Genomic DNA, 24,557 nt, shown 5'->3' on the forward strand with positions numbered 1-24,557 from the left:
CGATCAGCCCCGCACATCGTGCAGGTGGTGCACGGGGTCGTGGATGAAGTAGCGGGCCAGGGTCTCGACGGTGAAGCCCGACCCATCGCCGCGGCGGCCGGTGCGCTGCCAGTCGCCCGGCGGAACCGCTTCGAACGCCCGGGCCACCGCCTCGCCCGCCTCGATGAGTTCGGCGCGGACCGTTGCTGGGTCCTGTTCGTTGTAGCGGTCTTCGATGGCCGTGACATCCTGATCCCAGTCGGGGAACGCCGGATCGTCCTTTTCGAGCATCAGCCCCAGGCGCGTGCGAAAGATGCGGAACACGTCGCGAACGTGGGCGGCGTACTCCAGATCGGACCAGGTCGTCTCGTCGGGCCGCTCTGTGACGGTCGACCGTTCGAGTACGGCAGGCCAGGCCACAACGTTCTGCCTGATCAGCGACGGCACGTCAGTCGCAGCCGTGGCAGAGGAGTCGAAACCGCATTCCGGGCACTCGCGTTCGAGCACCCAGGTCCAGTTCTTCGTGTCGGGAACGATAGCCATGGCCTCAGCCTAGGAGGCAACAGACCATTTCGTCTCCGCACTGACGCCCGTGGGGTTCGGTCGACTAAGGTAAGGGCAGGCTTACTTGGGAGTGCTGATGATGAACGTGATTTCCTTCTCGGAGGCCCTTCGCGAGCGCACGTGGTCTGGCCAGGGCAACGGTGACGGTGCCGGCTTCATGACCGATCTGATGAACGGCCGAGGCGATCGTGACGACTACATCGCCCTCGTCGCCCAGCACTTCTTCATCTACGAGGCCATCGAGGCCGCTGCCGAGCGCATGAAGAACGATGCCGTGGCAGCCGCCTTCATCTCCCCCAAACTCACTCGCCTCCCCGCCATCACCGCCGATCTGAGCTTCCTCCTCGGTGACGACTGGGCCGAACAGATCACTCCGCTCCCCACTACCGCGCGGTATGTCGAACGCATCAGGCAGGTTGCAGCGACCTGGAGCGGTGGGTTCATCGCCCACCACTACACGCGCTACCTCGGCGACCTGTCGGGCGGCCAGTTCATCCGCACGCTGATGCAGAAGCGGTTCGGGTTCGAGACGAATGGTGTCGGCTTCTACCTGTTCGCCGACATCGCTGCACCGCGTGAGTTCAAAGTGACCTACCGCGCGCAACTCGACGCGGTCGGCTGGAACGAACGAGAGCGTGAGCGCGTGATCGACGAGGTTCTCGTCGCCTACGCGTTCAACACCGATCTCTTCGTCGATCTGAAAGACGCCAAGGCAGCAGCCGCAGCGGCCTGACGGGGTGTGAAACTCCGCTGTCCCGAATCCGGTCGCGCCGTTTCTCAGGCGCGCCGCATGAATCGCTGCACTGCTCCGTCGACGATCATGTCGGCCGGGCGGAGCGGGCGAGTGAGGTACAGCCCCTCCAGTGAGGTCAGGCGGCTGAGTGCCACATAGGTCTGTCCGGAGCTGAACACGCGGGCGCCGAGGTCGACGATCGCCGAATCGTAGGTCTTGCCCTGCGACTTGTGAATCGTGACGGCCCACGCCAACCGCAGTGGGAACTGGGTGAACTCCCCCACGACATCTTTCTTCAGTTCTTTGCTCGTCGCAGAGTAGGAGTATTTGTACTTCTCCCAGCTCACCGGTTCCACTTCGTGCACCGTGCCGTCGACCTCGACCCACACCGAGCCGGCGATCTTCGTCACCGTGCCCACCGTGCCGTTCACCCAGCGCTGCTCCGAGTCGTTTCGGAGGAACATCACCCGCGCCCCGGCCTTCAGCTCGAGGCTCTCGTCGGCCGGAAAGTTGCGCCCGCCGAAGTCGCCCGAGACCTCCGCCCTGGCCGTCTTCACCGCCCCCTTCAAACGCTTCAGCGCTTCGGCATTGATGCGATTGACCGAGTCGTTGCGGGTAGCCAGGGTGATCGTTCCGTCGTGCGGTGGCGTGCGGGCACCCGCACCGTTCAGAACGTCGGCGATCTCCTTCGTCACCATTCCGTGCCGCACGGCGTTCAGCATGAACTTGAAGTCGTCGTCGCGCTGGCGGTGGATCTCGGTGAGTTCGACGATGTTGAGCTGGGCCTCCTGCCAGACCTTGGCATCGAAGAACCACATCGAGGCGTAGTGATCGGCGAAGTACGCCCGTTCGTCGGCGTCGCCGGGCACGGGCGCGAGTTGGTACGGATCGCCGAACAGCACGATCTGCACCCCGCCGAATGCCTCCAGCGGCCGCTGCCGTGCCTGCCGCAGGCTCCTGTCGATCGCATCCATCAGGTCGGCGTTCACCATCGAGACCTCGTCGATGACCAGGGTGTCGATCGTGTTGAGGAGCTTGCGCACCTCGGCGTTCTGCTCGATATCGTGGTCGGCGATCACGCCGATCGGCAGCCGGAACAGCGAATGGATGGTCTGGCCACCGACGTTCAGCGCAGCAACTCCCGTCGGAGCCGAGATGACGAGCTGCTTATCGGTGTTCCAGGCGAGATGGTTCAGGAGCGTCGACTTACCCGTACCCGCCCGCCCCGTGACGAACACGTGCTTCTTCGTGCCCTCGATGAGCTCGAAGACCTTCTGCTGTTCGGCCGAAAGCACCTTCGCACCGGCCGGGGCGGTCACGGCCTGCTGCCCAATCGCTCCAGCATCCGGTTGTACTCGGTCAGCTCTGCATCGTTCGTGCGGTCAGCGTTGCGGTCGAGACGCTTCGTCTCCTTGGTATCGTTGCGCCCCCACTGGATGGCCACGGCGATCGCCAGGATGATGGTCGGAATCTCGCCGATGCTCCAGGCGATACCGCCGCCTGCCTGCTGGTCACCGATGGCGCTCGCCCCCCACGGCCTGCCCATCGACCCGTACCAGTCGGCGAGCAGCAGCCCCGAACCGGTCATGAGACTCAGCCCGAAGAAGGCGTGGAACGCCATGGTGGCCAGGAGGAGCACCAGCCGGAAGGGGTACGGCAGCTTGTAGGGGACGGGGTCGACCCCGATCAGCGCCTGGGCGAAGAGATACCCGACGATCAGGAAGTGCACGATCATCCACTCGTGCCCGATGTGGTCGGTCGTGGCCCAGCGGAACAGGGGGGTGTAGTAGAACGTCAGCAGGCTGGTGGCGAAGAGCGCCGCCGCGACGATCGGGTTAGAGAGGAAGTTGCCGATCTTCGAGTGCACCGCGAGCAGGATCCACTCGCGGCCTCCCCGTGTTCCGTCGGTGCGCTTGCGGATGGAGCGCATCGCCAGCGTCACCGGGCCCGCCGACACCAACAGGATGGGGATCATCATGGCCAGGATCATGTGCCCGAGCATGTGGATGCTGAAGAGGTACTTCTCGTACACGTTCATGAACCCGTTGGTGACGAACAGAAGCAGAAGCATACCCAGCACCCAGAGGATGGTGCGGTGCAGCGGCCACGAATCGCCACGCTTCTTGAGCCGCACGACGCCGGCGACGTAGAAGAAGATGCCGAAACCGCAGACCAGGACCCAGAGCAGATCGAAGTTCCACGCAGTGAAGAAGTTGCCGTAGGTGAGCTCGACCGGAAGCGGAGAGCCGGTGAGGAGCTCTGCCGGCGTCGCTGCGGTCGGCAGCACCTCGGGAATGGGGGTCGCCGTGCGCGCCAGAGCCACCGCGACGCCCGAGGCGACGCCCATGAAGACGAGCTCGGCTATGACCACCTTCCAGAAGGTGAGCCGGCCGGCGCCGTCGGCGAGACCCCGGATCAGCAGCCGCCGGTACATCGCGCCGATGAGGCCGAGCACGATCAGTGCCCCGACCTTGACCAGCACGAGGATGCCGTAGGGCGTCAGCAGTCGGTCGAGCGACCCGATCCGTAGCTCTGCGCTGACGTAGCCGGATGCCGCCACGACGATGAAGCAGACGAGTGCGATGCTCGAATAGCGGGTGACGATCTCGACGAGTCGCTTGTTGTCGAGCTGCCGGGAGAGCAGTGCGAGCACCAGGAGACCGCCCAGCCACACGGCGGCGAAGAGGATGTGCAGGAAGAGAGCGGTGATGGCCGCGTCATGCCCGTCGGTGCCTGCGGCATGACCCTGCTGCGCCATCGGCACGAGGGTGAGCACGGCAAGTCCCGCGACGAACGCCAGGGCCGTGAGGTTGCGCACGGCGAAGCACAGCACCGTCACCGCAGCGGCGAGCAGCGTCGTCTCGAGCCAGGCCTGACCAAGCGGCACCGCCACGAGGAACTGCCCGAGGATCTCGCCGAACTTCGAGTCGAGACTGGCCGACGAGGAGGTGACGTTCAGAAAACTGAGGAAGCCGGTGGCGGCGGACGTGACCGTGAGCAGCGCAGCACCCGCGGCTGCCGCATCGAGGGCACGCCCGAACTCGGGTTTGTCGGAGCGCAGGACGAACAGAGCCAGCACGAGCGCACCGATGGTGAGCGCGGCGCTGAGGTTCACGAACATCGTCGCGATCGGCAGCCCGAAGCGCACGAGGGGGCCGGGGTCTGCCAGCAGCAGCGCGGTCGCTCCGCCGCCGAATTCCAGCCCGAGAATGAGCGCGACGAATGCCACCCCGGCGAGCGCCGCCGGGCCGATGACACGGATCAGTTTCGGCACCCGTCAACCCTACGTCAGCGCACCTGTGAACCCCGCCCTGCAAGGCCCCTGTGGAAGAACTGTTGCAAACCAGCAACCTGTGGAGGAGCATCCGGAGCCCGCCGTCGCCCGCGCACGAAGAAGGGCCCCCGACAAATTGTCGGAGGCCCTCTTCGTGATCTGAGCGATGACTACTTGACGGCTGCCTTCAGCTTGCTGCCGGCGCTGATCTTGACCGAGTTGCCTGCGGCGATCTCGATGGCCTCGCCGGTCTGCGGGTTGCGGCCCGTGCGGGCGGCACGCGACGTGCGCTCGACGGCGATCCAACCCGGGATCGTGACCTTCACGCCGTTCGACACCGAGTCGGCGAGGGTTGCGAACAGCGAGTCGAGTACCTCGTTGACAGCAGTCTGCGTCTGGCCAGATGAAGCGGCGACGGCAGCGACGAGCTCGGTCTTGTTCAGTGACTTGTCAGCCATTTAGTGTCCTCCTCGGACCATCCTGCTGCGTGTGCAGCAACTTGTGTAGAACTATCGATCTGTTGTGCTGATGGGGCACCGCCTGCGCGCAAGCGGTGCCGCGAGGGTAACCTACCAGCTTGACTTCGTGATACCGGGCAACTCGCCCCGGTGCGCCATCTCGCGAAAGCGCACGCGCGAGATGCCGAAGTTCGAGAGGTGGCCACGGGGGCGACCGTCGACGGCGTCACGGTTGCGCACGCGGATGGGAGAGGCGTCGCGGGGGAGCTTCTGCAGCCCCACGCGAGCGGCTTCGCGCGACTCGTCGGTTCCGTTGAGGTCGACGAGGGCCTTCTTCAGTTCGAGGCGCTTGGTTGCCCAGCGCGCAACGATGACCTTGCGCTGCTCGTTTTTCGCGATCTTGCTTGTCTTAGCCATGTGTTACCGCTCCTCTCTGAAGTCGACGTGCTTGCGGATGACCGGGTCGTACTTCTTCAGTACGAGGCGGTCGGGGTTGTTGCGACGGTTCTTGCGGGTCACGTAGGTGTACCCGGTTCCGGCGGTCGAGCGCAGCTTGATGATCGGGCGTACGTCTTGTGCTTTTGCCATTAGATCTTCACCCCACGAGCCAGAATCTCTTTGACGACCGCTTCGATACCGCGAGCATCAATGACTTTGATGCCCTTGGCCGAAAGGGTCAGGTTGACGTTCCGTCGGAGCGACGGAACGTAGTAGGTCTTCTTCTGCACATTCGGGTCGAAACGACGCTTGGTGCGTCGGTGCGAGTGCGAAATGTTGTGCCCGAAGCCGGGAACGGCTCCAGTCACCTGGCACACTGCGGCCATGGTTTTCCTCCAATTACCGTAGAGCGGATGCTCTACCCAAGTTCTCTTGTCGGCATGCGTCATCACCCGCGAATGGTGCAGAGGGGGGATGCGCATACAAAGGCAGACGGAGATACCGCCGACCAACGAGCAAGCCTAGCACCACCTCGCGCTGTGCAGCAATCGAGAGGGCAGGCTCAGCCGACCGCCGGCACACACGCCGAGCAGTACCCGAAGACGTCGACGACGTGTTCCGCCTGCGAGAAACCGTGCTGGCGTGCCACGCTCTGGGCCCACACCTCGACGTCGTCGGCTTCGATCTCGACCGTCAGTCCGCATCCCCGGCAGATCAGGTGATGGTGGTGGCCCGTCGAGCACGCCCGATAGAGGCTCTCACCCTCGGGCGACTGCAGCGAATCGGCTTCGCCCTCGGTGGCGAGGTCACCGAGGGCCCGATAGACCGTCGCCAAGCCGATGTGCGAACCGGCCCCCCGAAGGTCGGAGTGCAGGTTCTGCGCGCTGACGAAACCCACCTGCGTGGAGAGGGCCGTGCGCACAGCTTCGCGCTGCCAGGTGTTGCGCTTCATCGTTACTCCTCTCCTGCACAAAGGCGGTTCACGTCGGGTTCTCCACAACTTTAGCTCTGCGGGAGGGCCCGACCAGCTGTGCGGCCAGTATTGCCATGCCGCTTTCGTACCGCCTGCACGACCCGGCAGACCACGTAGATGAGAAAGGAGATCGTGGTCACGTAGGGACTGATCGGCACCGAGCCACCGAGCGCGAGGAGGATGCCTCCGACCAGTGACACGACGGCGAAGACCGTGCTGAAAAGCGGAACAAGAACGGGCGACGACGAGAGCCGCAGTGCTGCCGCGGCCGGCGTCACCAGAATCGACAGCACCAGCAGCGAACCGACGATCTGCACAGAGACCGCGACCGCAAGACCGAGGAGAACCATGAAGTACAGCGACAGGAACCGGGTGGGAACACCGCGCGCCGCAGCCACGTCGGCGTCGACGCTCGCGAACATGAGGGGCCGCCAGACCACGGCGAGGCCGACGATGACCACGATCGAGATGGCGATCAAGGAGCCCAACCGGGGGTTGTCGACGGCGACGATCTGGCCCGTCAGGAGGCCGAACTTGTTCGCGGTGCGACCGGGATACAGCGCCAGGCAGAGAATGCCGAGACCGAGGCCGAAGGGCATGAGCACGGCAATGATCGAATTTCGATCGCGGGCCCGCGTTCCCAGAAGCCCGATCAGGGCGGCCGCCACCAGAGAACCGATCAGGGAGCCCTCCACGACACCCACGCCGAAGAGCAGACCGGCGGATGCCCCGGCGAACGACAGCTCGCTGATGCCGTGCACGGCGAAGGCCATGTCCCGCGACATGACGAACACGCCGATCAGACCGCCGACCAGGCCGAGAATCGCTCCGGCGATGATCGAGTTCTGCAGCAGCACGAGAAGCTCGCCGTAGTTCTGAAAATTGAACAGCTGCGGCCAGAGGTCGCTGTCGGCGACCGTCACGACGGCACCCTCTTGTTCGAACCGCCGAAGCCGCCCTTCTCTCCGAGACTGTCACGACCACCACGTGCCTCATGAAGGTGAGCGTGGGCTTCCTCGGGGGTCCCCGAGACGATGACCCGGCCCCGACTGCGGAACACGTCGACCGCAGAACCGTACAGCTCCGACAGAACGTGTGACTGCAGCACTTCGTCGGGTGTACCGATGCGAAATGCTCCGTTGGCGAGGTAGAGCACCCGGTCGACCATGTTGAGCACGGGGTTGATGTCGTGGGTCACGAAGAGCACGCCGAGGTCTCGCTGTCGGCGCTGCGCATCGATCAGCTCGCTCACGGCGCGCTGATAGTTCAGATCGAGGGAGAGGAGAGGCTCATCGCACAACAGCAGTCGGGGGTCTCCGGCGAGCGCCTGTCCGACACGCAAGCGCTGCTGCTCCCCGCCCGAAAGAGACGAGATCGGTGCATTGGCGTAGTCCTCCGCCCCCACAGAGGCGAGCAACGCGTCGACTCGGCGTCGCCTGAGGGTCGAGGGCAGTGGAATGCCGAAGCGATGACCACTCAAGCCGAGGCCCACGAGGTCGCGCGCCCGCAGGGGCGTTCCGTCGTCGGCGAGTTTCTGCTGGGGAATGTAGCCGATCCGGCGGTTGCCCCGACGAAGGGGAGCGCCCAGAAAGGTCGCCGATCCCGAGCTCAGCCTCTGCTGCCCCAGGATGACCTTCAGAAGACTGGTCTTGCCCGACCCGTTCGCTCCGATCACGGCGATGAACTCACCCGACCGAACGTCGAGGTCCAGGCCGCTCCAGAGCGTGCGGTCCCCGAAGCGCAGTGCCGCCGCCCGAAGTGCCAGCACGCCACCGTCAGGCCCTGCAGAAACGGTGGAACCGGACACACCGGAAGGAGGTCTCGAGGAAGTCATCTAGCGAAGATTACTGCGAAAGCGCGCTCGACAGCGCCGCGAGGTTCGCCGTCATCCAGTCGATGTAGCTCATTGCGTCGGGCAGGGTCTCCGTCACCGCAACCGCGGGCACGTTGCCGGCGGTGGCCGCCGCGAGCACCGCCTCGGTCTGCGGCCCGCTGGTCTGGGAGTTGTAGGCGAGAACACTCACCCGGTCTCCGCTGAAGAGGGCGAGCGTCTGGGCGAGAACGTCGGGCGCGACATCCGTACCACTTTCGATGGCCCCGCTGAACTCGGCGGGCGTCTTATCTACCAGGCCGATGGCGTCGAGCATGTACAGCGGAACCGGCTCGGTGATCGCCGCTCCCCTGCCGGCGTACTGGGACTTCAGGGTGTTCTCGGTGCTGATGAGGGCGTCGAGCTTGGCCTTGAATGCCGTGGCGTTGGCCGTGAATGTCGAAGCGTCGGCGGCGTCGAGCGAGCCCAGGCTGCTCGCGACCTGGTCGACCACCTTCGAGACGGTCGGAAAGTCGTACCAGAGGTGCTCGTTGAACTCCCCTGTGCTGGGTTCGAGGTCGTATCCCGAGATCTCCGCGGCGTTCAGTACGACGGCCTTCGAGTTGTTCGCGCTTGCGATCATCGTGTCGACGAAGTCGTCATACCCTCCCCCGTTCTCGACCACGATCGCCGCTTTCGAGAGAGCGAGCTGGTTCTGGGCGTCGGCTTCGTACTCGTGCGGGTCTTTGGCCGGGTCGTCAATGAGCGAGGTGACGGAAACCCGGTCTCCCCCGACCTGGGCGACGATGTCACCCCAGACATTGGTCGAAGCGACGATCGCGATCGGGGTGGAGGAACCCGCGCCGGTGGTGTCTGCAGGCTGGCCGGCGGCCTGGCCCGTCGCTGCTGGGGAGCACCCGGCAAGCGTGACGGCCATCACCACGGACAACGAGACGGCGGCGGTTCGGGCGGCGGATGCACGGAAGCTCATGACACGATGCTAGGTCTTATTGATAATGATTGTCAAAACCGATAGACACCCACCATCGACAGACACCCACCATCGGTGTGGTCAGTCGAGCAGCAGGGCGGGTTCCTCCACGATCGCCGCAACATCGGCCAGGAACCGGCTGGCGACGTCTCCGTCGACCACCCGGTGGTCGAAGCTCGCGCCGAGCGTGGTCACGAAGCGGGGCCGCACCTCGCCGTCGACGACCCAGGGCCGCTGCTTGATCGTTCCGAGAGCGACGATCGCCACCTCGCCGGGATTGAGGATGGGGGTTCCGGTGTCCATGCCGAAGACACCGATGTTGGTGATCGTGATCGTTCCGTCAGCCATGTCACCCGCCGTCGTGCGGCCCTCACGGGCCGTCAGCGTAAGGTTCTCGAGGGCCGACGCGAGCTCGAGGAGCGTCATCGACTGGGCCTCCTTGAGGTTCGGCACCAGCAGGCCGCGGGGAGTGGCGGCCGCGATGCCGAGGTTCACGTAGTTGCGAACGATGATCTCCTTGTCGGTCCAGGCGGAGTTCACCATCGGGTTGCGTCGCACCGCCCAGATGATCGCCTTGGCGATGATCAGGAGAGGGTTCACTTTCACGCCGGCGAAGTCGGCGGAGGTGCGCAGACGCTTGACGAACTCCATCGTTCGCGTCGCATCCACGTCGACGAAGAGGCTCACGTGCGGCGCGGTGAATGCGCTCTGCACCATCGAACGGGCGATCTGTTTGCGAACGCCCTTGACGGGGATGCGCTCCTCACGCTCTTCGGCCCACTGCGGGGTCTCGATGTTGTGGAAGACCTTGGCCTGTGAAGCGTGCCGAATGACGTCGTCGCGGGTGATGTCGCCGATGAGGCCCGTCGGGGTGACTTCGGCGAGCTTCACGTCGAGGTCTTTCGCGAGCTTGCGGATGGGAGGCTTCGCGATGACCGGCAGACCGGTGATCGCGGGGGAGGACGAGCCGATCGGCCGGGTTGCGACCGGGGTCGAGGCGCCACTGTGGCCCGCCGGCGTGGGGCCGCCCGCAACACCCGTCGGAGCAGAGGGAGCAGAACCGGCGGATGGCGAGGCGGGGGAGGTGAGGGCAGCGCCCTGCGCGGGCTTGGACGCACCGCGGGTGCGTCGACGGCTGATGACGTGGCTCTTTGTTCCGTATCCGACGAGAACGGCACCCGCCGCCTCCTGCGGTTCGGCACTGGGCCGCAAAGCGGCGGGAGCAGCGGGCGCACCGGATGAAGCGGGCGCGGCGGGCGCAGCAGCGGTGACGGCGGGCAGGGCCTCGGCCGCGACCTGGGAAGCGCCCGGCAGGGCCTGGACCGCCGTACCGCCTGCAGCCCCGACAGCGGCCCCCTCCCCGGGCAGGATGCCGCTGGAGGTGACCCGGATGATCGGCGTGCCGACCTCCACGGTCATCCCTTCGTCGACCATGATCTCGCCCACCACACCCTCGAAAGGCGACGGCAGCTCGACGAGCGACTTCGCCGTCTCGATCTCGACGATGACCTGGTTGATCGAGATGGTCTCGCCGGCGGTGACCCGCCACGAGACGATCTCCGCCTCGGTCAGACCCTCGCCCACGTCAGGCAGTCTAAACAGGGAATCACTCATGTCAGCTCCTCAGTACGCCAGGGCGCGGTCGACGGCTTCAAGCACCCGGTCTGCGTCTGGCAGGTAGAAAGACTCGATCTTCGAAGGCGGGTAGGGGGTGTCGAAGCCCGACACTCGAAGCACGGGCGATTCGAGCGAGAAGAACGCCCGCTCGGCGATCGTCGCGGCGATCTCCGAGCCGATGCTCGCGAAGCCGGGCGCCTCCTGGCACACGACGAGTCGGCCCGTCTTCTCGACCGACGTCAGAATCGGCGCATAGTCCACCGGGCTGAGCGATCGCAGATCGAGCACCTCGATGCTCACGCCCTCCTCGGCCGCCAGCTGCGCCGCCTGCAGGAGGTTCGCCACCATGGCGCCGTGCCCGATGACGGTGACGTCGGTTCCGGTGCGAACGACGCGTGTCGCATGCAGCGCCGCAGCACTCTGGCCGAAATCGATCGGGCCCCTCGGCCAGTACCGGCTCTTGGGTTCGAAGAACAGAACAGGGTCGTTTGAGGCGATGGCCTCCTGGATCATCCAGTACCCATCGTTCGGAGTGCTCGGGCTCACGACCCGGAGCCCGGGAGTGTGCGCGAAGTACGCCTCCGGGCTCTCCTGGTGGTGCTCCACGGCGCCGATGTGCCCGCCATACGGCACCCGGATGACGACGGGCATCGGCACAGCGCCCGCGGTGCGCGACGTCATCTTCGCGAGCTGGGTGGTGATCTGGTCGAACCCCGGGAAGATGAACCCGTCGAACTGGATCTCGCACACGGGACGGTAGCCCCGCATGGCGAGGCCGATGGCCGTGCCGATGATGCCCGACTCCGCGAGTGGCGTGTCGATGACCCGGCGAACCCCGAACTCCTCCTGCAGGCCCTCTGTGACACGGAACACTCCACCCAGTTTGCCGATGTCCTCGCCCATCAGCAGCACATGGTCGTCTGCCGCGAGGGCCGCCCGAAGGCCGGCGTTGAGCGCCTTGGCCATCGGGAGTTCTTCTGCAACGGCAGCCATCAGAGACCTGCTTTCATCGACTGCTCGTACTCATCGAGCCACGCCTTCTGTTCGTCGACCAGGGGATGGGTCTCCGAGTAGACGCTGTCGAAGATGACAGCGAGATCGGGCGACTCGAGTTCGAGCGTGCGGCGTCGGAGGTCGGAGGAGAAGTCGTCGGCCTCGGTCTTCACCTCCGCGAAGAACGTGTCGTCGGCGCCGCGGCTCCGCAGGTAGGCGGCGAACCGGATGATCGGGTCTCTCGCCACCCAGAACGCCAGTTGCTCGGGCGTCTGATAGCGGGTCGGGTCATCGGAGGTCGTGTGGGCGCCGATGCGGTAGGTGAGCGCCTCGATCAGGGAGGGGCCGGAGCCGGCACGGGCGTCGTCGAGGTGCTTTCTTGTCGCCGCATAGCTCGCCAGAACATCGTTGCCATCGATCTGCACGCTGGGAATCCCGAAGCCCCGCGGCCGAAGATAGAGGGGTGTTCGGGACTGGGTCGTCACGGGCACCGAGATCGCCCAGTGGTTGTTCTGCAGAAAGAAGACCTGGGGCGTCTGGTTGCTCGCCGAAAAGACGAATGCTTCACTCACATCGCCCTGGCTCGAGGCGCCATCGCCGAAATATGCCATGACGGCTATATCTTTCGACGAGTCGCCCGTTCCGACTAGCCCATCGAACTGCACCCCCATGGCGTAACCGGTCGCATGCAGCGTGTGCGAGCCGATCACCAGGCAGTAGTTGCGGAAGTTGCCGTTCTTCGGGTCGGTCGGATCCCACCCGCCCATGCTGACGCCGCGCATGACCTTCACGACGTCGACGATGTCGATGCCCCGCACCAGGGCGACGCCGTGCTCGCGGTAGCTGGGAAAGATCACGTCCTGCGGGCGGGATGCTCGTGCTGATCCGACCTGCGCCGCCTCCTGCCCGTGGCTCGGCGGCCAGAGCCCCATCTGGCCCTGCCGTTGCAGATTGGTGCATTCTTCGTCGAGCCGGCGGGTGATCGCCATGTCGCGGTAGAACTGGCGGTGGTCTGCCTCGCTCAGCTCATTCAGATAGGGCAGATACTCCTCGGCAGCCTCGTTCGGGGCGAACGTTCCGTCGATGGAGAGAAACTGTACGGCTGGCGAAACGTCTGCCACCTGGCTTACCTCGTGCTTCTGTGTTCGGGCCAGCTTCTAAAGTATCGGCTGGGCGGACGGCATGTTTGAGAGGTTGTCGACAATCTCTTTGGCCGAGACCAAGAGTTTATCGACAGATTCAGACTCCCCGATGGAGACGCGGATGCCCTCCGGATGAAACGGTCGCGCCATAATCCCGTTGCGGGCGAAGACCTCCGCAGCGTCAGCGGTGTGCTCTCCCGTCGGCAGCCAGACGAAGTTGCCCTGGGGTACCGGGAGAACCCAGCCCTGGTCAGTCAGGCCCTGCCACACGGTCGTTCTGAGCGCGGCGATGTTCGCCACTCGCTCCAGAAGCTCGTCTTCGACATCGAGTGAGGCCATCGCCGCCAGCTGGGCGTGGTGCGTCACCGAGAGCGGGATGCTCGCACTGCGCGCAGCGTCGATGACCGAGACCGGACCGACGCCATACCCGATGCGAAGGCCGGCCAGCCCGTACGCCTTGGAGAAAGTGCGGAGGACGACGAGGTTGGGGTAGATCCCGAGGAGCGGGATGCCGCTGACCGCGTCAGGGTCAGTCACGAATTCGGCGTATGCCTCATCGAGAATGACCAGCAGATCATCCGGAACCATCGTCATGAAGTCGGCGAACTCCTGCTTCGTGACGATCGTGCTGGTGGGGTTGTTCGGTGTGCAGACGATGATGACTCTCGTGCGATCGGTGATGGCTGCAGCCATCGCCGGCAGGTCGTGGCCGTGGTCGGGCCGATTGGGCACCTGCACACTGATCGCGCCGCTCATGACGGGCAGCAGGGGATAGGCCTCGAACGAACGCCACGAATAGATGACCTCGTCGCCCGCACCCGCCGCTGCGGTGACCAGTTGCGCCAGCACCGCCACCGAACCGGCACCGATGATCACCTGCTCGGTGTTCACGCCGTACCGATCGGCCAGTCGCTCGGAGAGTTCGGGCGCATGGCCGTTCGGGTACCGGTGGAGTACCTCGGCCGCCGACTGTGCGGCCTGCAGCACCCCGGCCAGCGGGGGGAACGGGTTCTCGTTGGAGGAGAGTTTGAATCCGCCGACGACAGCCCTGCCCTGGCGGTATGGAGGCAGGGCGACGATCTCGGGGCGCAGCTTGATCGGGGGAGTGCCAGGCGAGGTCATCACCACAGTTTATTGCCTCCCGGCAGATCGGGCCCGCGTTCACCCGATCCACAGGGCTGAGGTGCGCAGCACCGCCGACTGAGCGTTGGCCGGACGTTCACTGTCAAGGTGTTGCCAGAGGTTCGTGGAGGATGTTTGATCGAGGGGTTGTTTCCGCCCCGAGGCGGACTGCATGAATCAGAGGGCACCATGGATCTTCACGAGACACTTCTCCACCTGCACGAGACTCCCTTCATTCTGGATGTTCTCCGGGCCGCCGATGATCTGGCCGGGTCTGTGGATCGGTTCGGCAGCAGTTCGATCGATGAGTTGCGTGCCCTCATCCGCGACGAATCCGACTCGCTGATGGCCATCGCCGCTGTTCATGCCCTTGCGCGCATATACGACGACGAGGCCGAGCTCGAGCTCTCCGAGCTGCTGTCGTCTGACCGCGCATTCCTCCGCGAGCACGCGGCGTGGGCGTTCTGGACCAGGCTGCCGCGCCTGGATGCGATCTCCCGCCTCGTCAAGGGCGTCATCTCGGGCGGGTTCACCGGTGCTCTCGCGGAGCGAACGCTGCAGCAGTGGGCACTCTCCACTCCCGACCACATCGCGCTGGCGGTGGAGGGTGCTCTAGCGGGCGAGAGCATGCCGGAACCGAGGGCCCGGCTCGCGGAGACGCTCGGCCTGATCGGGGGTCGGGTCGCCGGCCGCGCGCTCTGCTACCTCGCCTCCGACGATGAGGAGTTCCCGGTGGTGCGGTTTGCCGCCATGGCCGCCCTCGGCGACCGGTCCGGTGACAACGAATGCCTGCGCGTCGTGCAGCGGTATGCCGAGCTGCCTGGTGAGCTGGGCGACGTCGCACGCCTGGCCGCCTACGACGTCGAACTCGCACTGAACGCTCCGCGCCGTGCCAGGCTCGCCGACGACTCAGCCACCGTGCCGCGCACGGCAGGTCTCACTGTCGCCCAGCTCTTCCTGCACGCCGATATCGACAGGGGGCTCACCAAGGCGGGAGCCGGCGACAACGGCGGCATCGCCACCCTGCTGGTGCGTCTCGGGGATGCGCTGCTGCTCGAAGACGGCATCGATCGGGTGATCACCCTGTCCCGCGGGAGCCCCGCTGCCTCCCTGGCCGCTCTGCCCGGAGAACACTCCTGGCTGCCGGGCTTGACGAACCCACCCGAGGAACGCCACATTCTCGCGCCGGTCCCCCTGCTCACGGCGCCCACCTCCACCGCCAGCGCCTGGCCGAGCCGCATCGCGGCCGAACGGGGTATCCGGCGCGCCCTGCTCGCCCTCGGCCCGGTCGATGTGCTGCACCTGCGGATGGCAGATGTCGGCAGCATGGCCGCCGCGACCGTCGCCGCCCACCTGGGCATTCCGGTCGTCTTCACGCTCGCACCCGACCCCCACGGCGTCATCCATGCGCTCGACATGGCCGGAACGCTCACCCGGGCGGGGTTCGGAGCGGTCGACGAACACGAGCACTACTGGTTCCGCACCCGGCTCGTGCAGCGCCTGGCCGACCAGGCAGCGCACATCGTGCTCTTTCCGCGCCCCGAACTGCACAGCGACCTGCGCGAGCTGCTGGGCATCGACATCGAGGAGAAACCCGGCCATTTCACGGTCGTGCCCGAAGGCATCGATGTATCGGTGATCGAAACCGCGCTGACGGAAGCGCGGGGGCGGGTGTCGGAGCCGCAGACGACCACGACCACGACCGATCCCTTCGAGCAGCTCGACTCCCTCGTGCGCGCCCTGCCCTCCAACCGGCACGGGCTCCCGCTGGCGATCAGCGTCGGCCGCCTGCACCACGTCAAGGGCATGGCCACCATCGTCGAGGCCTGGGCCGCCGACCCACACCTTCGTCGCACCACTAACCTGATGCTCGTCGGGGGCGACATCACGAACCCCTCTGCCGATGAGAGAGGGCAACTCGACCGCATCGAAGCAACCCTGGCCGAGCATCCCGAAGCCCGTGACGGCCTCATTCTCGCCGGACACCGCCCGAACGACGTGGTCGCGCGGTGGCTGGGGGCCGTTCGGTTCGGCACACCGGCCGGCACCTCCCTCGGCACCCCACCCGACCCTCCCCTCATCGCGCCGGGTGGCGTGTACGTCTGCGGCAGCCTCAAGGAGGAGTTCGGAATCGCGCTTCTCGAGGCCATGGCAGCGGGTCTGGTGGTCATCGCGCCCAACGGCGGCGGCCCCGCGACCTATGTCGTCGACGGTGTGACCGGTTTTCTCGTCGACACCCGCGACTCCGCGGGCATCAGGGCAGGGCTTTCTGACGCGTTCGCTCTCGCTGCTGCACCCGAGGCCGATGTGCAGCAGCGCGTCGCTCAGGCCCAGGCGCTCATTCGCGACGAATTCACCATCCACGCGATGGCCCACGCCCTCACCCGCATCTACCGGGACGTTGCCACGGCCCCGCAGGGACCGGGCACGGCGGGATCGGGCTCGTCGCGCACGGAGTACGCGCAGTGACTCTGCTCGTCATCAGCCCCGACTACGCCTCGCATCTGCTGCCGCTCGCCACGATCGCCACTGCGTGGCAGGAGCACGGGCACGAGGTCGTCGTTGCGACGGGGCCCGCGACCGCCGCGATCGTGCAGGGTTTCGGGTTCTCACGGGTCAACCTCCAATTGGGCCGGGGTTCGAACCCCGGTGTCATTCGTGCCGAAGACCAGCCCACGGGTGAAGACGACGCCCTGCGGGGGTTCTTCGACGCGACACGCCGAGGGATGATCGAGACCCTACGATTCCAGGCCGAGGCGCGGAGCCGAGACCTCCTGTTCGATCCTGTGGAGAAAGCCCGCGAAGTGCTCGATGTGGTCGAGAGGACGAAGCCCGACCAGATCATCGTCGACCACCTCGCGTTCGGCGCGCGGCTGGGGCTGGATGCCGCCGGGCTCCGTTATGGAGATGTCGTGCTCGGGCATCCGAGTGCCCTGCCCGTCGGCGAGGAGGTCTACGGGCATCCGCCGTTCTGGCCGACCGTCTTCACGCCGAGCGCCGCCGAGCTGAGCGGCCTCCGAGCGCTGAACGAGCGCATCCGTGACGAATTCACCGCGGAATGGAATGCAGCCCTCGCCACCCTGAACCCAGCCCTACCGCCGTCGCGCGACGCATTCGCCGAGCACGGCGACCTGCTGCTGTTCAACTACCCCGAGGCTCTCCATCCGCCAGAACGCAGTGCGGCCCTGTCGCCGCACGTGTTTCTCGGTGCCTCGGTGCGAAGCGAACCGGTCGATGACGAGGTCGAGGCCTGGATCGCCCGGTCCGACCGGCCGATCGTCTACGTCAGTTTCGGCAGCTTTCTCTCCGTACGGAGCGACGTGCTCCTGCGGGTTTCGGATGCCCTGAAACAGCTCGACGTCAGGGTCGCCCTCGCAACCGGCTCCTCCGACCCGCAGGAGTTCGCCGGCGTTCCCACCGACTGGCTGGTGCGCGCGTTCCTCCCCCAGGTGACCCTCCTCGCACGCGCCTCGCTCATCGTGAGCCACGGCGGCAACAACAGCGTCACCGAAGCGGCCGAAGCCGGTGTTCCCCTGCTTGTTCTGCCCTTCTCGACCGACCAGTTCGCGGGTGCCGCAGGGGTCGTCGACGCCGGTGTCGGGCTGGCACTCGCCCCCAATACGGCCTCGGTGAGCGAACTGCGTGAGGCGAGCATCCGGTTGCTGACGGGCCCGGCCCAGCAGACCGCGAAAGACCTGGGAGCCGCACTCCGCGCGTCACCCGGTCGCGGTCTGGCGTACGAACTTCTGGCTTCCCCGCCCCGGCCGTAGCTGGGATAGTGGGGCATGCGCAGATTCCTCCTCTCCCTCGTCGCGAATGCGATCGCCCTCTGGGCCACCGTTCAGATCGTCGGAGGAGTCAAGCTCGCTCCCTACGCTGACGGCGTCTTCGCCGCGGTCGTCTCGTACCTCTTTGTGGCACTCGTCTTCGGAATTGTGAACGGAATCATCGGCACCGCAATCCGTGTGGTCGCCTTTCCGCTCTACATCCTGACACTCGGCCTGATCTCGCTCATCGTGAACGCCGTTCTGCTGCTGCTCGCCGGATGGATCACGAGCCTCTTCGGCTTCGGGCTCACCGTCGACGGCTTCTGGTGGGCAGTGCTCGGAGCACTGGTGCTGGCCATCCTGAGCGCGATCATCGGTGCCATCCTGAAGGCGATCTTCCGCGTGGGCCGAACCTCCCGCGCCTGAGACAATGGAGGTATGCCCGCAGACCACGCCACGCCCCTGACCGACGGCGTCTTTCGCGTCTGTGTGGTCTGCACCGGCAACATCTGTCGTTCGCCCATGGCTGAGGTCGTTCTACGCGATCTTGTGCACCGCGGCGGTCTCGACGACCGTATCGCCGTCTCCTCGGCCGGCACCGGCGACTGGCACGTGGGCGAACAGGCCGACCCGCGCACCATCGCCTCTCTCGCGAAGCACGGCTACGACGGCCAGGCCCATCGCGCACGCCAGTTCGACCCGGAGTGGTTCGCCGAACTCGACCTGGTCGTCGTGCTCGACCGCAGCCACGAACGGGTGGTCAGAGACTGGGCGACGAACGATGCCGACCGGTCGAAGGTGCGTCTGCTGTCGAGCTTCGACGCCGAGAACGGTGCCCCGATAGACGTGCCCGATCCGTACTACTCGACACCCGCCATGTTCGACGACGTCCTGGCCACCGTCGAACGTTCCTCCCGCGCCCTCTTCCACCAGCTCGAGCCCGCGCTCCGGCACCAGGGCCCCACCGCCACCACCGCACCTGCAGCCCCCTGAACCCCCCCAGAACCCCCGGAGCCAGACCATGACGCTTCCCCTCCAGCCCCTCAGCCCGCTCGACGGCCGCTACAGCAAGGCCGTCTCGGGCCTCGGCGAACACCTCTCCGAGGCCGGTCTCAACCGCGCCCGGGTCAACGTCGAGGTGGAGTGGCTGGTCTACCTCACCGATCGCGAGTTCTTCGGAGCACCCCGTCTCACCGAGGAGCAGGTGCGCGATCTGCGCCACCTCGCCACCTCCTTCGGCCAGCCCGAGATCGACGAACTCGCCGAGCTCGAAGCCGTCACCCGGCACGATGTCAAGGCCGTCGAATACCTCGTGCGAAACCGTCTGACCCAGCTCGGGCTGACGGGGGTTGCTGAGCTCACTCACTTCGCCTGCACCAGCGAAGACATCAACAACCTGTCCTATGCCATCACCATCCGCGAAGCGGTGACGGGTGTCTGGATGCCCGCCCTCCGGGCAGTCATCGCCGAGTTGCGGCGTCAGGCCCTCGACTACCGGGGTGCGGCCATGCTCGCACGCACCCACGGCCAGCCCGCGACGCCCACGACGATGGGCAAGGAACTCGCCGTGTTCGTGTACCGGCTGGAGCGCATCCTGAACCAGCTCGAGCAGACCGAGTACCTCGCGAAGTTCAGTGGCGCCACCGGTACCTTCGCCGCCCATCTCGCGGCTGACGCGTCGGTCGACTGGCCGCACGTCTCGGAGGAATTCGTGACCTCCCTCGGGCTGACGTGGAACCCGCTCACCACGCAGATCGAATCGCACGACTGGCAGGCGGAGCTCTACCAGAAGGTGGCGCACGCCAACCGTGTGCTGCACAACCTGTGCACCGATGTCTGGACCTACATCTCCCTCGGCTACTTCACCCAGATTCCGGTCGAGGGTGCGACGGGTTCATCGACCATGCCGCACAAGATCAACCCGATCCGGTTTGAGAACGCCGAAGCCAACCTGGAGCTCTCCAGCGCCCTGCTGGACTCCCTGAGCCAGACCCTCGTCACCTCGCGCCTGCAGCGCGACCTGACCGACTCCAGCACCCAGCGCAACATCGGGGTCGCGCTCGGGCACTCGCTGCTCGCCCTTGACAACATCCTGGGCGGGCTCGGCCAGATCTCACTGAACGAAGGCCTGCTTGCGGCCGACCTCGACGACAACTGGGAGGTTCTCGGCGAGGCCATCCAGACCGTCGTGCGCGCCGAGATCACGGCAGGGCGCAGTTCGATCACCGACCCCTACGCACTTCTGAAGCAGCTCACGCGCGGCAAGAAGATCGGCCAGGCAGAGCTTGTCGAATTCGTCGAGGGTCTCGACATCGGTGCCGAGGCGAAGGCGCGCCTCGTGGCGCTCACGCCGGCGTCGTACACGGGGCTTGCGAGCGACCTGGTCGACTACCTCGGGTGATGTCCGGGCGTCGGGCGAAAACCGGGAGCGCTCCGCGAAGCCGCCCCGCGGTGGCCTCTACTCAGTGGCCCTTCGGCCCCGGCCCGAGATAGGGCCCGCTGACGCCACCGCCGCCGAGCTCGTCTTCGCTGCGCAGCTCCTGCTGTTCGGCCTCGTTCGGCTTGAACGTGAGAGTGAACATGGCGATCACGACGAGCGACACGATGAACGCGATACCGAAGAAGACGATCGACAGCACGGGCTGCCGGGTCGCCAGCAGAACCGTCAGACCGACGAACAGGGCGAGCACCGCCGAGATCAACACCAGCTCGACCGGCTTGAGAATCTGCCTGCGGGTGGGTGGGGTCGGTTCTGAAGAGGTCACGAGATCGTTTCTTGGCTCAGCGGTGCGGTGTGATCGACGTGGTGACCCCATCGCAGCGAGAACCCGCCGATCAGGAGAAAGATGGCGAGGATGACGGCGTAACCGCCGAACAGCCCCACCGCTGTCACGATGTCGAGCGGAATGATCAGGAACACCAGCGCGAGCACAGCGGTGAATCCACCGACCGCCAGCCAGTCCTTGGCGGCCAGCGCGTCGACGACCCGGGGTGCGTTCGCATCGACGACCCGTGAAGCGGATGTCGCGCCCGCTGCACGACTGCGGAGCCCCGCGTAGAGCTCGAGAAACCCGGTGAGTGCACCGAACAGCGTCACGGTGTAGAGGAAGTAGGGAACGCCGCCCTCGTTGAAGACGAGCGCAAGACCGCCGAGCACGACACCGACGACGCCCTGGGCGACGAACAGCCGCCGTGTGACCCGAACGCCGACGAAGCGCGCCGAGAGAAGCGCCACGAGCAGGCCAGCAGTGATGGCGTACGACCCGAAGACGAACAGACCAACCTGCGACGAGTGATTCAGGCTGAAAGCGAGAAAGACGCCCACGATGAGTGCCGGAACAGCCCTGGCCACCGGTACGCCCCAGTAGGGCGATCGACCGTCCGTCGGGACTGCCTGGTTGCTCACAGGAAATGGCCTCTTCTCAAACACGCTGACCATCCATTGTATTGCGCCCGGCCTGAGAGCTCCCCTGCCGGGCAGACCCAACGAGGGCTAGGCGTGCGGCATGTCCGCGAAGCGGGAGAAGTGCCCGTGAAAACCGACCGTGACGGTGGCCGTCGGGCCGTTGCGGTGCTTGGCCACGATGAGGTCGGCCTCGCCCGCGCGCGGGTTGTCTTTCTCGTAGGCAGATTCGCGGTGCAGCAGGATGACCATGTCGGCGTCCTGCTCGAGCGAGCCCGACTCCCGGAGGTCGGAGAGGGCCGGCTTCTTGTCGGCGCGCTGCTCGGGGCCGCGGTTCAGCTGTGACAGGGCGATGACGGGCACCTGCAACTCCTTCGCCATGAGCTTCAGGGCACGGGAGAATTCGCTCACCTCCTGCTGGCGCGACTCGACCCGCTTGCCCGAGGTCATGAGCTGCAGGTAGTCGATGACGACCATCTTCAGGCCCACCCGCTGCTTGAGCCGGCGGCATTTGGCGCGAATCTCGACCAGGGTCATGTTGGGGCTGTCGTCGATGTAGAGCGGAGCGTCGTTGATGCGGCCCCGGGTCGCTGCGATCTTCGTCCAGTCGTGGCTCTCGACGGTTCCCTTACGCATGCTCTGCAGGGGAATGGATGATTCGGCGGAAAGCAGGCGCATGGCGATCTCGCTGCGGCCCATCTCGAGTGAGAAGAAGATCGAGGGCATGTCGTGCTTGATCGAGGCGGCACGAGCGAAGTCGAGAGCGAGCGTCGACTTGCCGAGCGCGGGACGCGCCGCGACGATGATGAGCTGGCCCGGATGAAGCCCGTTGGTCAGCATGTCGAGTTCTGCGAAGCCTGTCGGCACGCCCGTCATCTGGCCCTCGCGGCCCTTCGCAGCTTCGATCTCGTCGATCGCCGCGTTTACCGCCGTCGTCAGCGGCACGTAGTCTTCGGTCTCGGTGTTTCCGTTGACCGCGTAGATCTCGGCCTGGGCATTGTTCACCAGGTCCATCACTTCGCCCTCGCTGGCGTAGCCCATCTGCACGATGCGGGTACCGGCCTCGACGAGGCGACGCAGGATGGCCTTCTCGGCCACGATCGAAGCGTAGTAGCCGGCATTGGCCGCTGTGGGAACGAGGCTGGTCAGCGTGTGCAGGTACTCTGCGCCGCCGGCCCGGGTGAGGTCACCCGACTTCATCAGCTCGTCGGTGACGGCGATGACGTCGGTCGGCTCACCGTGCGAGTACAGGTTCAGAATCGCGTCGAACACGAACTCGTGCTTGGGAATGTAGAAGTCAGCGCCGCGCACCACCTCGACGACGTCTGCGACGGCGTCTTTGCTCAGCAGCATGCCGCCCAGGGCGCTCTGTTCGGCGAGGAGGTCGTGCGGAGGGGTGCGTTCGTGGCCGCGGGTCTCTCCGATGACGCGTGTATCGCCCGTCAGACCGAGATGTGCAATCGACACCCGAACTCCTTACGTTGTGACCTCAGGCTTACCGCCACCGTCTGACACTCGGGCGGTGTGACACGCGAGCGATGCTGGCTAAGACTAGGAAGGCCCGTCACAGGGACACAAATCATCCTGTGTATAACTCTGTGGACTGTTTCGGCGAAACTCGGCGTGTCTTGTGTACAAGCTGTGCAATCAGCTGTGGAGAACAAAAAACTTTGACCCGGTAAAGCGCATCTGATCAGGTATTATCTGAGACCACAACCTGTGGACTATCGGATGTCTGAATCCACGGTTGAACGTTCGGAGCACGACACGCCCTGTGCACAAAACACTTGACAAAAACGAAGAAGGAGGGGGGCGCATTTGTGCGCCCCCCTCCTTCTGGTTACAGCTATTTTGCGGCCACGACCTGGACGGTGATGGTTGCGCTCAGGTCGTCACGAAGGCGAATGGAAGCCTCGTGTGTACCTGTCGACTTGATCGGAGAGGTGATCTCGATCTTGCGCCTGTCGATCGAGCCGTAGCCGGCTGCGGAGACCGCGTCGGCGATGGTGCTGGGCTTGATCGAGCCGAACAGGCGTCCCTCTTTGCCGGCCTTGACCGAGAGCTTGACGACATTGTTCTCGAGCACCTGCTTGAGGTGCTGGGCCTCTTCGATCGTCGCGAGTTCGCGAGCAGCGCGAGCAGCCTTGATCGATTCGATCTGCTTCTCGCCACCGCGGCTCCACGTCACCGCGAAGCCCTGGGGGATCAGGTAGTTGCGAGCGAAGCCGTTCTTGACCTCGACCACGTCACCTGCGGAACCGAGGCCGGAGACCTCGTGCGTGAGAATGAGTTTCGACATTGTGAATTCCTACCTGCCCGAACCGGCGTACGGCAGCAGGGCCATCTCGCGGGCGTTCTTGACTGCACGGGCAATGAGGCGCTGCTCTTGGACGGAGACGCCCGTGATGCGGCGGGCGCGGATCTTTCCACGCTCCGAGATGAATTTGCGAAGGGTGTTGACGTCTTTGTAGTCAATGACGCCGACGCGGATCGACTTCGCGGGGGCGGCGTTCTTGCCGTCTTTCCCCTTGCGGATCGGCTTGCGGCGATCGCCGCTGCTCTTTCCAGCCATGGTTGGTCTGCTTTCTGAAAAAGGTGAAGTTTAGAAGGGGGTTTCGTCGCTGTAGCTGCCCGGAGTGTTCCAGACATCAGCGCCGCCACCGGAGGTAGCCGTTGCGGGCGCGCTTGCCGCCCAGGGCTCGTCGCCGCCACCGGCAGCGACCTGGCCACGCCCGCCGCCGCCACCGCCGGCAGAACCGGAGGACGAGGCACGGGTGACCTGGGCTGTCGCGTAACGAAGGCTGGGGCCGATCTCGTCGACCTCGAGTTCGATCGAGGTGCGCTTTTCGCCCTCTTTCGTCTCGTAGGAACGCTGGCGCAGGCGACCGGTTGCAACAACACGGGAACCCTTCGTCAGCGACCCGGCCACGTGCTCGGCGAATTCACGCCACACGCTTGCACGAAGGAACAGCGCTTCGCCATCTTTCCAGTCGTTCGACGCACGGTCGAAGGTACGGGGGGTGGATGCGATGGTGAAGTTGGCAACCGCCAGCCCGTTCTGCGTGTAGCGCAGCTCGGGGTCGCCGGTGAGGTTGCCGACCACGGTGATTACGGTTTCGCCAGCCATCGTCGACTACTCGCCGGTTGTGGCGGCAGGCGCGGAGGCAGCGGGCGCAGCAGACGACGGTGCGGCACCTGAGGGGGCAGCAGCGGAGGGGGCAGCAGCGGAGGGAGCGGCAGCGGAGGGAGCGGCAGCAGGCTTGCTCGGGGCAGCCTTGACCGATGCCGCAGCG

27 protein-coding genes are annotated in these 24,557 nt (G+C 65.7%); 6 read left to right on the forward strand and 21 right to left on the reverse strand.

Going from position 1 to position 24,557, the window contains the following annotated elements:
* Positions 1-3: 3 nt before the first annotated feature.
* Positions 4-522 (reverse strand): DinB family protein, encoded by a 519-nt coding sequence (locus B7R24_RS00440; RefSeq protein ID WP_116417021.1) that lies wholly within the window; start codon positions 520-522, stop codon positions 4-6.
* A gap of 97 nt (positions 523-619) precedes the next feature.
* Here B7R24_RS00440 and B7R24_RS00445 point away from each other — a divergent pair, with 97 nt between their 5' ends.
* Positions 620-1,276 carry a heme oxygenase (biliverdin-producing) gene (locus tag B7R24_RS00445; protein WP_172582646.1) on the forward strand — a complete coding sequence of 219 codons (657 nt, stop codon included), beginning with the start codon at positions 620-622 and terminating at the stop codon, positions 1,274-1,276.
* 44 nt (positions 1,277-1,320) lie between these two features.
* On the opposite strand, the gene B7R24_RS00450 is transcribed toward B7R24_RS00445, so the two are convergent.
* The 14 genes from B7R24_RS00450 to B7R24_RS00515 form a co-directional block, all read right to left on the reverse strand.
* Positions 1,321-2,595 carry an ATP-dependent DNA helicase gene (locus B7R24_RS00450; protein WP_253259179.1) on the reverse strand — a complete coding sequence of 425 codons (1,275 nt, stop codon included), beginning with the start codon at positions 2,593-2,595 and terminating at the stop codon, positions 1,321-1,323.
* Positions 2,592-4,550 carry a cytochrome c oxidase assembly protein gene (locus B7R24_RS00455; RefSeq protein ID WP_116417022.1) on the reverse strand — a complete coding sequence of 653 codons (1,959 nt, stop codon included), beginning with the start codon at positions 4,548-4,550 and terminating at the stop codon, positions 2,592-2,594. The genes B7R24_RS00450 and B7R24_RS00455 overlap by 4 nt, the downstream gene beginning before the upstream one ends.
* Positions 4,551-4,720: 170 nt before the next feature.
* On the reverse strand, positions 4,721-5,008 hold the full coding sequence (locus B7R24_RS00460; RefSeq protein WP_104245587.1) for an HU family DNA-binding protein: 288 nt from the start codon (positions 5,006-5,008) through the stop codon (positions 4,721-4,723).
* A gap of 111 nt (positions 5,009-5,119) precedes the next feature.
* Positions 5,120-5,425: a 30S ribosomal protein S14 gene (rpsN, locus tag B7R24_RS00465; RefSeq protein ID WP_116417023.1), complete on the reverse strand. Its 306-nt coding sequence runs from the start codon at positions 5,423-5,425 to the stop codon at positions 5,120-5,122.
* 3 nt (positions 5,426-5,428) lie between these two features.
* Complete coding sequence (gene rpmG, locus B7R24_RS00470) at positions 5,429-5,596, reverse strand: 50S ribosomal protein L33 (RefSeq protein WP_104245585.1); 168 nt, start codon at positions 5,594-5,596, stop codon at positions 5,429-5,431.
* Complete coding sequence (rpmB, locus tag B7R24_RS00475) at positions 5,596-5,832, reverse strand: 50S ribosomal protein L28 (protein ID WP_116417024.1); 237 nt, start codon at positions 5,830-5,832, stop codon at positions 5,596-5,598. The genes rpmG and rpmB overlap by 1 nt, the downstream gene beginning before the upstream one ends.
* A gap of 176 nt (positions 5,833-6,008) precedes the next feature.
* Positions 6,009-6,398: a Fur family transcriptional regulator gene (locus tag B7R24_RS00480; protein WP_116417025.1), complete on the reverse strand. Its 390-nt coding sequence runs from the start codon at positions 6,396-6,398 to the stop codon at positions 6,009-6,011.
* Between the two features lie 50 nt (positions 6,399-6,448).
* On the reverse strand, positions 6,449-7,342 hold the full coding sequence (locus B7R24_RS00485; RefSeq protein WP_116417026.1) for a metal ABC transporter permease: 894 nt from the start codon (positions 7,340-7,342) through the stop codon (positions 6,449-6,451).
* Positions 7,339-8,253: a metal ABC transporter ATP-binding protein gene (locus tag B7R24_RS00490; RefSeq protein WP_116417027.1), complete on the reverse strand. Its 915-nt coding sequence runs from the start codon at positions 8,251-8,253 to the stop codon at positions 7,339-7,341. Before B7R24_RS00490 ends, B7R24_RS00485 begins: the two co-directional genes overlap by 4 nt.
* Before the next feature lie 10 nt (positions 8,254-8,263).
* Entirely contained in the window at positions 8,264-9,220 is a 957-nt protein-coding gene (locus B7R24_RS00495; protein ID WP_216363581.1) for a metal ABC transporter solute-binding protein, Zn/Mn family, read from the reverse strand.
* A gap of 81 nt (positions 9,221-9,301) precedes the next feature.
* The gene (locus B7R24_RS00500) at positions 9,302-10,834 is read right to left on the reverse strand and encodes a dihydrolipoamide acetyltransferase family protein (RefSeq protein ID WP_116417028.1); all 1,533 of its coding nucleotides are present in this window, start codon (positions 10,832-10,834) and stop codon (positions 9,302-9,304) included.
* A 9-nt stretch (positions 10,835-10,843) separates the two neighbouring features.
* Entirely contained in the window at positions 10,844-11,830 is a 987-nt protein-coding gene (locus B7R24_RS00505; protein WP_116417029.1) for an alpha-ketoacid dehydrogenase subunit beta, read from the reverse strand.
* Positions 11,830-12,951 (reverse strand): thiamine pyrophosphate-dependent dehydrogenase E1 component subunit alpha, encoded by a 1,122-nt coding sequence (locus tag B7R24_RS00510; protein ID WP_172582647.1) that lies wholly within the window; start codon positions 12,949-12,951, stop codon positions 11,830-11,832. Before B7R24_RS00510 ends, B7R24_RS00505 begins: the two co-directional genes overlap by 1 nt.
* A gap of 36 nt (positions 12,952-12,987) precedes the next feature.
* Positions 12,988-14,094, reverse strand: coding sequence for a histidinol-phosphate transaminase (locus tag B7R24_RS00515; RefSeq protein WP_116417291.1), 1,107 nt, complete (start codon positions 14,092-14,094; stop codon positions 12,988-12,990).
* Positions 14,095-14,283: 189 nt separating this feature from the next.
* On the opposite strand from B7R24_RS00515, the gene B7R24_RS00520 reads away from it, so the two are divergent.
* The 5 genes from B7R24_RS00520 to purB are packed head-to-tail and all read left to right on the forward strand — an operon-like array spanning position 14,284 to position 20,262.
* Entirely contained in the window at positions 14,284-16,563 is a 2,280-nt protein-coding gene (locus B7R24_RS00520) for a glycosyltransferase (RefSeq protein WP_116417031.1), read from the forward strand.
* Positions 16,560-17,864 (forward strand): nucleotide disphospho-sugar-binding domain-containing protein, encoded by a 1,305-nt coding sequence (locus tag B7R24_RS00525; protein WP_116417032.1) that lies wholly within the window; start codon positions 16,560-16,562, stop codon positions 17,862-17,864. The genes B7R24_RS00520 and B7R24_RS00525 overlap by 4 nt, the downstream gene beginning before the upstream one ends.
* Positions 17,865-17,879: 15 nt before the next feature.
* Complete coding sequence (locus B7R24_RS00530; protein WP_116417033.1) at positions 17,880-18,287, forward strand: phage holin family protein; 408 nt, start codon at positions 17,880-17,882, stop codon at positions 18,285-18,287.
* Positions 18,288-18,299: 12 nt separating this feature from the next.
* A complete protein-coding gene (locus tag B7R24_RS00535) occupies positions 18,300-18,854 on the forward strand; it encodes a low molecular weight protein-tyrosine-phosphatase (RefSeq protein ID WP_116417034.1) in 555 nt (184 codons plus the stop codon).
* Between the two features lie 28 nt (positions 18,855-18,882).
* Entirely contained in the window at positions 18,883-20,262 is a 1,380-nt protein-coding gene (gene purB, locus B7R24_RS00540; protein WP_116417035.1) for an adenylosuccinate lyase, read from the forward strand.
* A gap of 61 nt (positions 20,263-20,323) precedes the next feature.
* On the opposite strand, the gene B7R24_RS00545 is transcribed toward purB, so the two are convergent.
* The 6 genes from B7R24_RS00545 to B7R24_RS00570 all read right to left on the reverse strand — a co-directional run bounded on the left by B7R24_RS00545 (position 20,324) and on the right by B7R24_RS00570 (position 24,391).
* Positions 20,324-20,626 (reverse strand): hypothetical protein, encoded by a 303-nt coding sequence (locus B7R24_RS00545; protein WP_116417036.1) that lies wholly within the window; start codon positions 20,624-20,626, stop codon positions 20,324-20,326.
* Positions 20,623-21,267, reverse strand: coding sequence for a hypothetical protein (locus B7R24_RS00550; protein WP_116417037.1), 645 nt, complete (start codon positions 21,265-21,267; stop codon positions 20,623-20,625). The genes B7R24_RS00545 and B7R24_RS00550 overlap by 4 nt, the downstream gene beginning before the upstream one ends.
* A gap of 87 nt (positions 21,268-21,354) precedes the next feature.
* On the reverse strand, positions 21,355-22,731 hold the full coding sequence (gene dnaB, locus B7R24_RS00555) for a replicative DNA helicase (RefSeq protein ID WP_116417038.1): 1,377 nt from the start codon (positions 22,729-22,731) through the stop codon (positions 21,355-21,357).
* Between the two features lie 379 nt (positions 22,732-23,110).
* Positions 23,111-23,563: a 50S ribosomal protein L9 gene (gene rplI, locus B7R24_RS00560; protein WP_116417039.1), complete on the reverse strand. Its 453-nt coding sequence runs from the start codon at positions 23,561-23,563 to the stop codon at positions 23,111-23,113.
* A gap of 9 nt (positions 23,564-23,572) precedes the next feature.
* Positions 23,573-23,836 carry a 30S ribosomal protein S18 gene (gene rpsR / locus B7R24_RS00565; protein WP_104245567.1) on the reverse strand — a complete coding sequence of 88 codons (264 nt, stop codon included), beginning with the start codon at positions 23,834-23,836 and terminating at the stop codon, positions 23,573-23,575.
* Positions 23,837-23,866: 30 nt separating this feature from the next.
* Positions 23,867-24,391 carry a single-stranded DNA-binding protein gene (locus tag B7R24_RS00570; RefSeq protein ID WP_116417040.1) on the reverse strand — a complete coding sequence of 175 codons (525 nt, stop codon included), beginning with the start codon at positions 24,389-24,391 and terminating at the stop codon, positions 23,867-23,869.
* Positions 24,392-24,557 lie beyond the last annotated feature (166 nt).

This window comes from Subtercola boreus (assembly GCF_003399645.1).
GTDB classification, from domain to species: domain Bacteria; phylum Actinomycetota; class Actinomycetes; order Actinomycetales; family Microbacteriaceae; genus Subtercola; species Subtercola boreus_A.

What these genes read in the sequence shown, in the direction of transcription:
- rpsR (WP_104245567.1), bottom strand. Translation starts at nt 23,836, where the DNA reads ATGGCTGGAAAGAGCAGCGGCGATCGCCGCAAGCCGATCCGCAAGGGG.
- B7R24_RS00495 (WP_216363581.1), bottom strand. Translation starts at nt 9,220, where the DNA reads ATGAGCTTCCGTGCATCCGCCGCCCGAACCGCCGCCGTCTCGTTGTCC.
- rpmB (WP_116417024.1), bottom strand. Translation starts at nt 5,832, where the DNA reads ATGGCCGCAGTGTGCCAGGTGACTGGAGCCGTTCCCGGCTTCGGGCAC.
- B7R24_RS00500 (WP_116417028.1), bottom strand. Translation starts at nt 10,834, where the DNA reads ATGAGTGATTCCCTGTTTAGACTGCCTGACGTGGGCGAGGGTCTGACC.
- B7R24_RS00535 (WP_116417034.1), top strand. Translation starts at nt 18,300, where the DNA reads ATGCCCGCAGACCACGCCACGCCCCTGACCGACGGCGTCTTTCGCGTC.
- purB (WP_116417035.1), top strand. Translation starts at nt 18,883, where the DNA reads ATGACGCTTCCCCTCCAGCCCCTCAGCCCGCTCGACGGCCGCTACAGC.
- B7R24_RS00515 (WP_116417291.1), bottom strand. Translation starts at nt 14,094, where the DNA reads ATGACCTCGCCTGGCACTCCCCCGATCAAGCTGCGCCCCGAGATCGTC.
- B7R24_RS00520 (WP_116417031.1), top strand. Translation starts at nt 14,284, where the DNA reads ATGGATCTTCACGAGACACTTCTCCACCTGCACGAGACTCCCTTCATT.
- B7R24_RS00440 (WP_116417021.1), bottom strand. Translation starts at nt 522, where the DNA reads ATGGCTATCGTTCCCGACACGAAGAACTGGACCTGGGTGCTCGAACGC.
- B7R24_RS00445 (WP_172582646.1), top strand. Translation starts at nt 620, where the DNA reads ATGATGAACGTGATTTCCTTCTCGGAGGCCCTTCGCGAGCGCACGTGG.
- B7R24_RS00505 (WP_116417029.1), bottom strand. Translation starts at nt 11,830, where the DNA reads ATGGCTGCCGTTGCAGAAGAACTCCCGATGGCCAAGGCGCTCAACGCC.
- B7R24_RS00530 (WP_116417033.1), top strand. Translation starts at nt 17,880, where the DNA reads ATGCGCAGATTCCTCCTCTCCCTCGTCGCGAATGCGATCGCCCTCTGG.
- rpsN (WP_116417023.1), bottom strand. Translation starts at nt 5,425, where the DNA reads ATGGCTAAGACAAGCAAGATCGCGAAAAACGAGCAGCGCAAGGTCATC.
- B7R24_RS00460 (WP_104245587.1), bottom strand. Translation starts at nt 5,008, where the DNA reads ATGGCTGACAAGTCACTGAACAAGACCGAGCTCGTCGCTGCCGTCGCC.
- rplI (WP_116417039.1), bottom strand. Translation starts at nt 23,563, where the DNA reads ATGTCGAAACTCATTCTCACGCACGAGGTCTCCGGCCTCGGTTCCGCA.
- rpmG (WP_104245585.1), bottom strand. Translation starts at nt 5,596, where the DNA reads ATGGCAAAAGCACAAGACGTACGCCCGATCATCAAGCTGCGCTCGACC.
- B7R24_RS00490 (WP_116417027.1), bottom strand. Translation starts at nt 8,253, where the DNA reads ATGACTTCCTCGAGACCTCCTTCCGGTGTGTCCGGTTCCACCGTTTCT.
- B7R24_RS00570 (WP_116417040.1), bottom strand. Translation starts at nt 24,391, where the DNA reads ATGGCTGGCGAAACCGTAATCACCGTGGTCGGCAACCTCACCGGCGAC.
- B7R24_RS00480 (WP_116417025.1), bottom strand. Translation starts at nt 6,398, where the DNA reads ATGAAGCGCAACACCTGGCAGCGCGAAGCTGTGCGCACGGCCCTCTCC.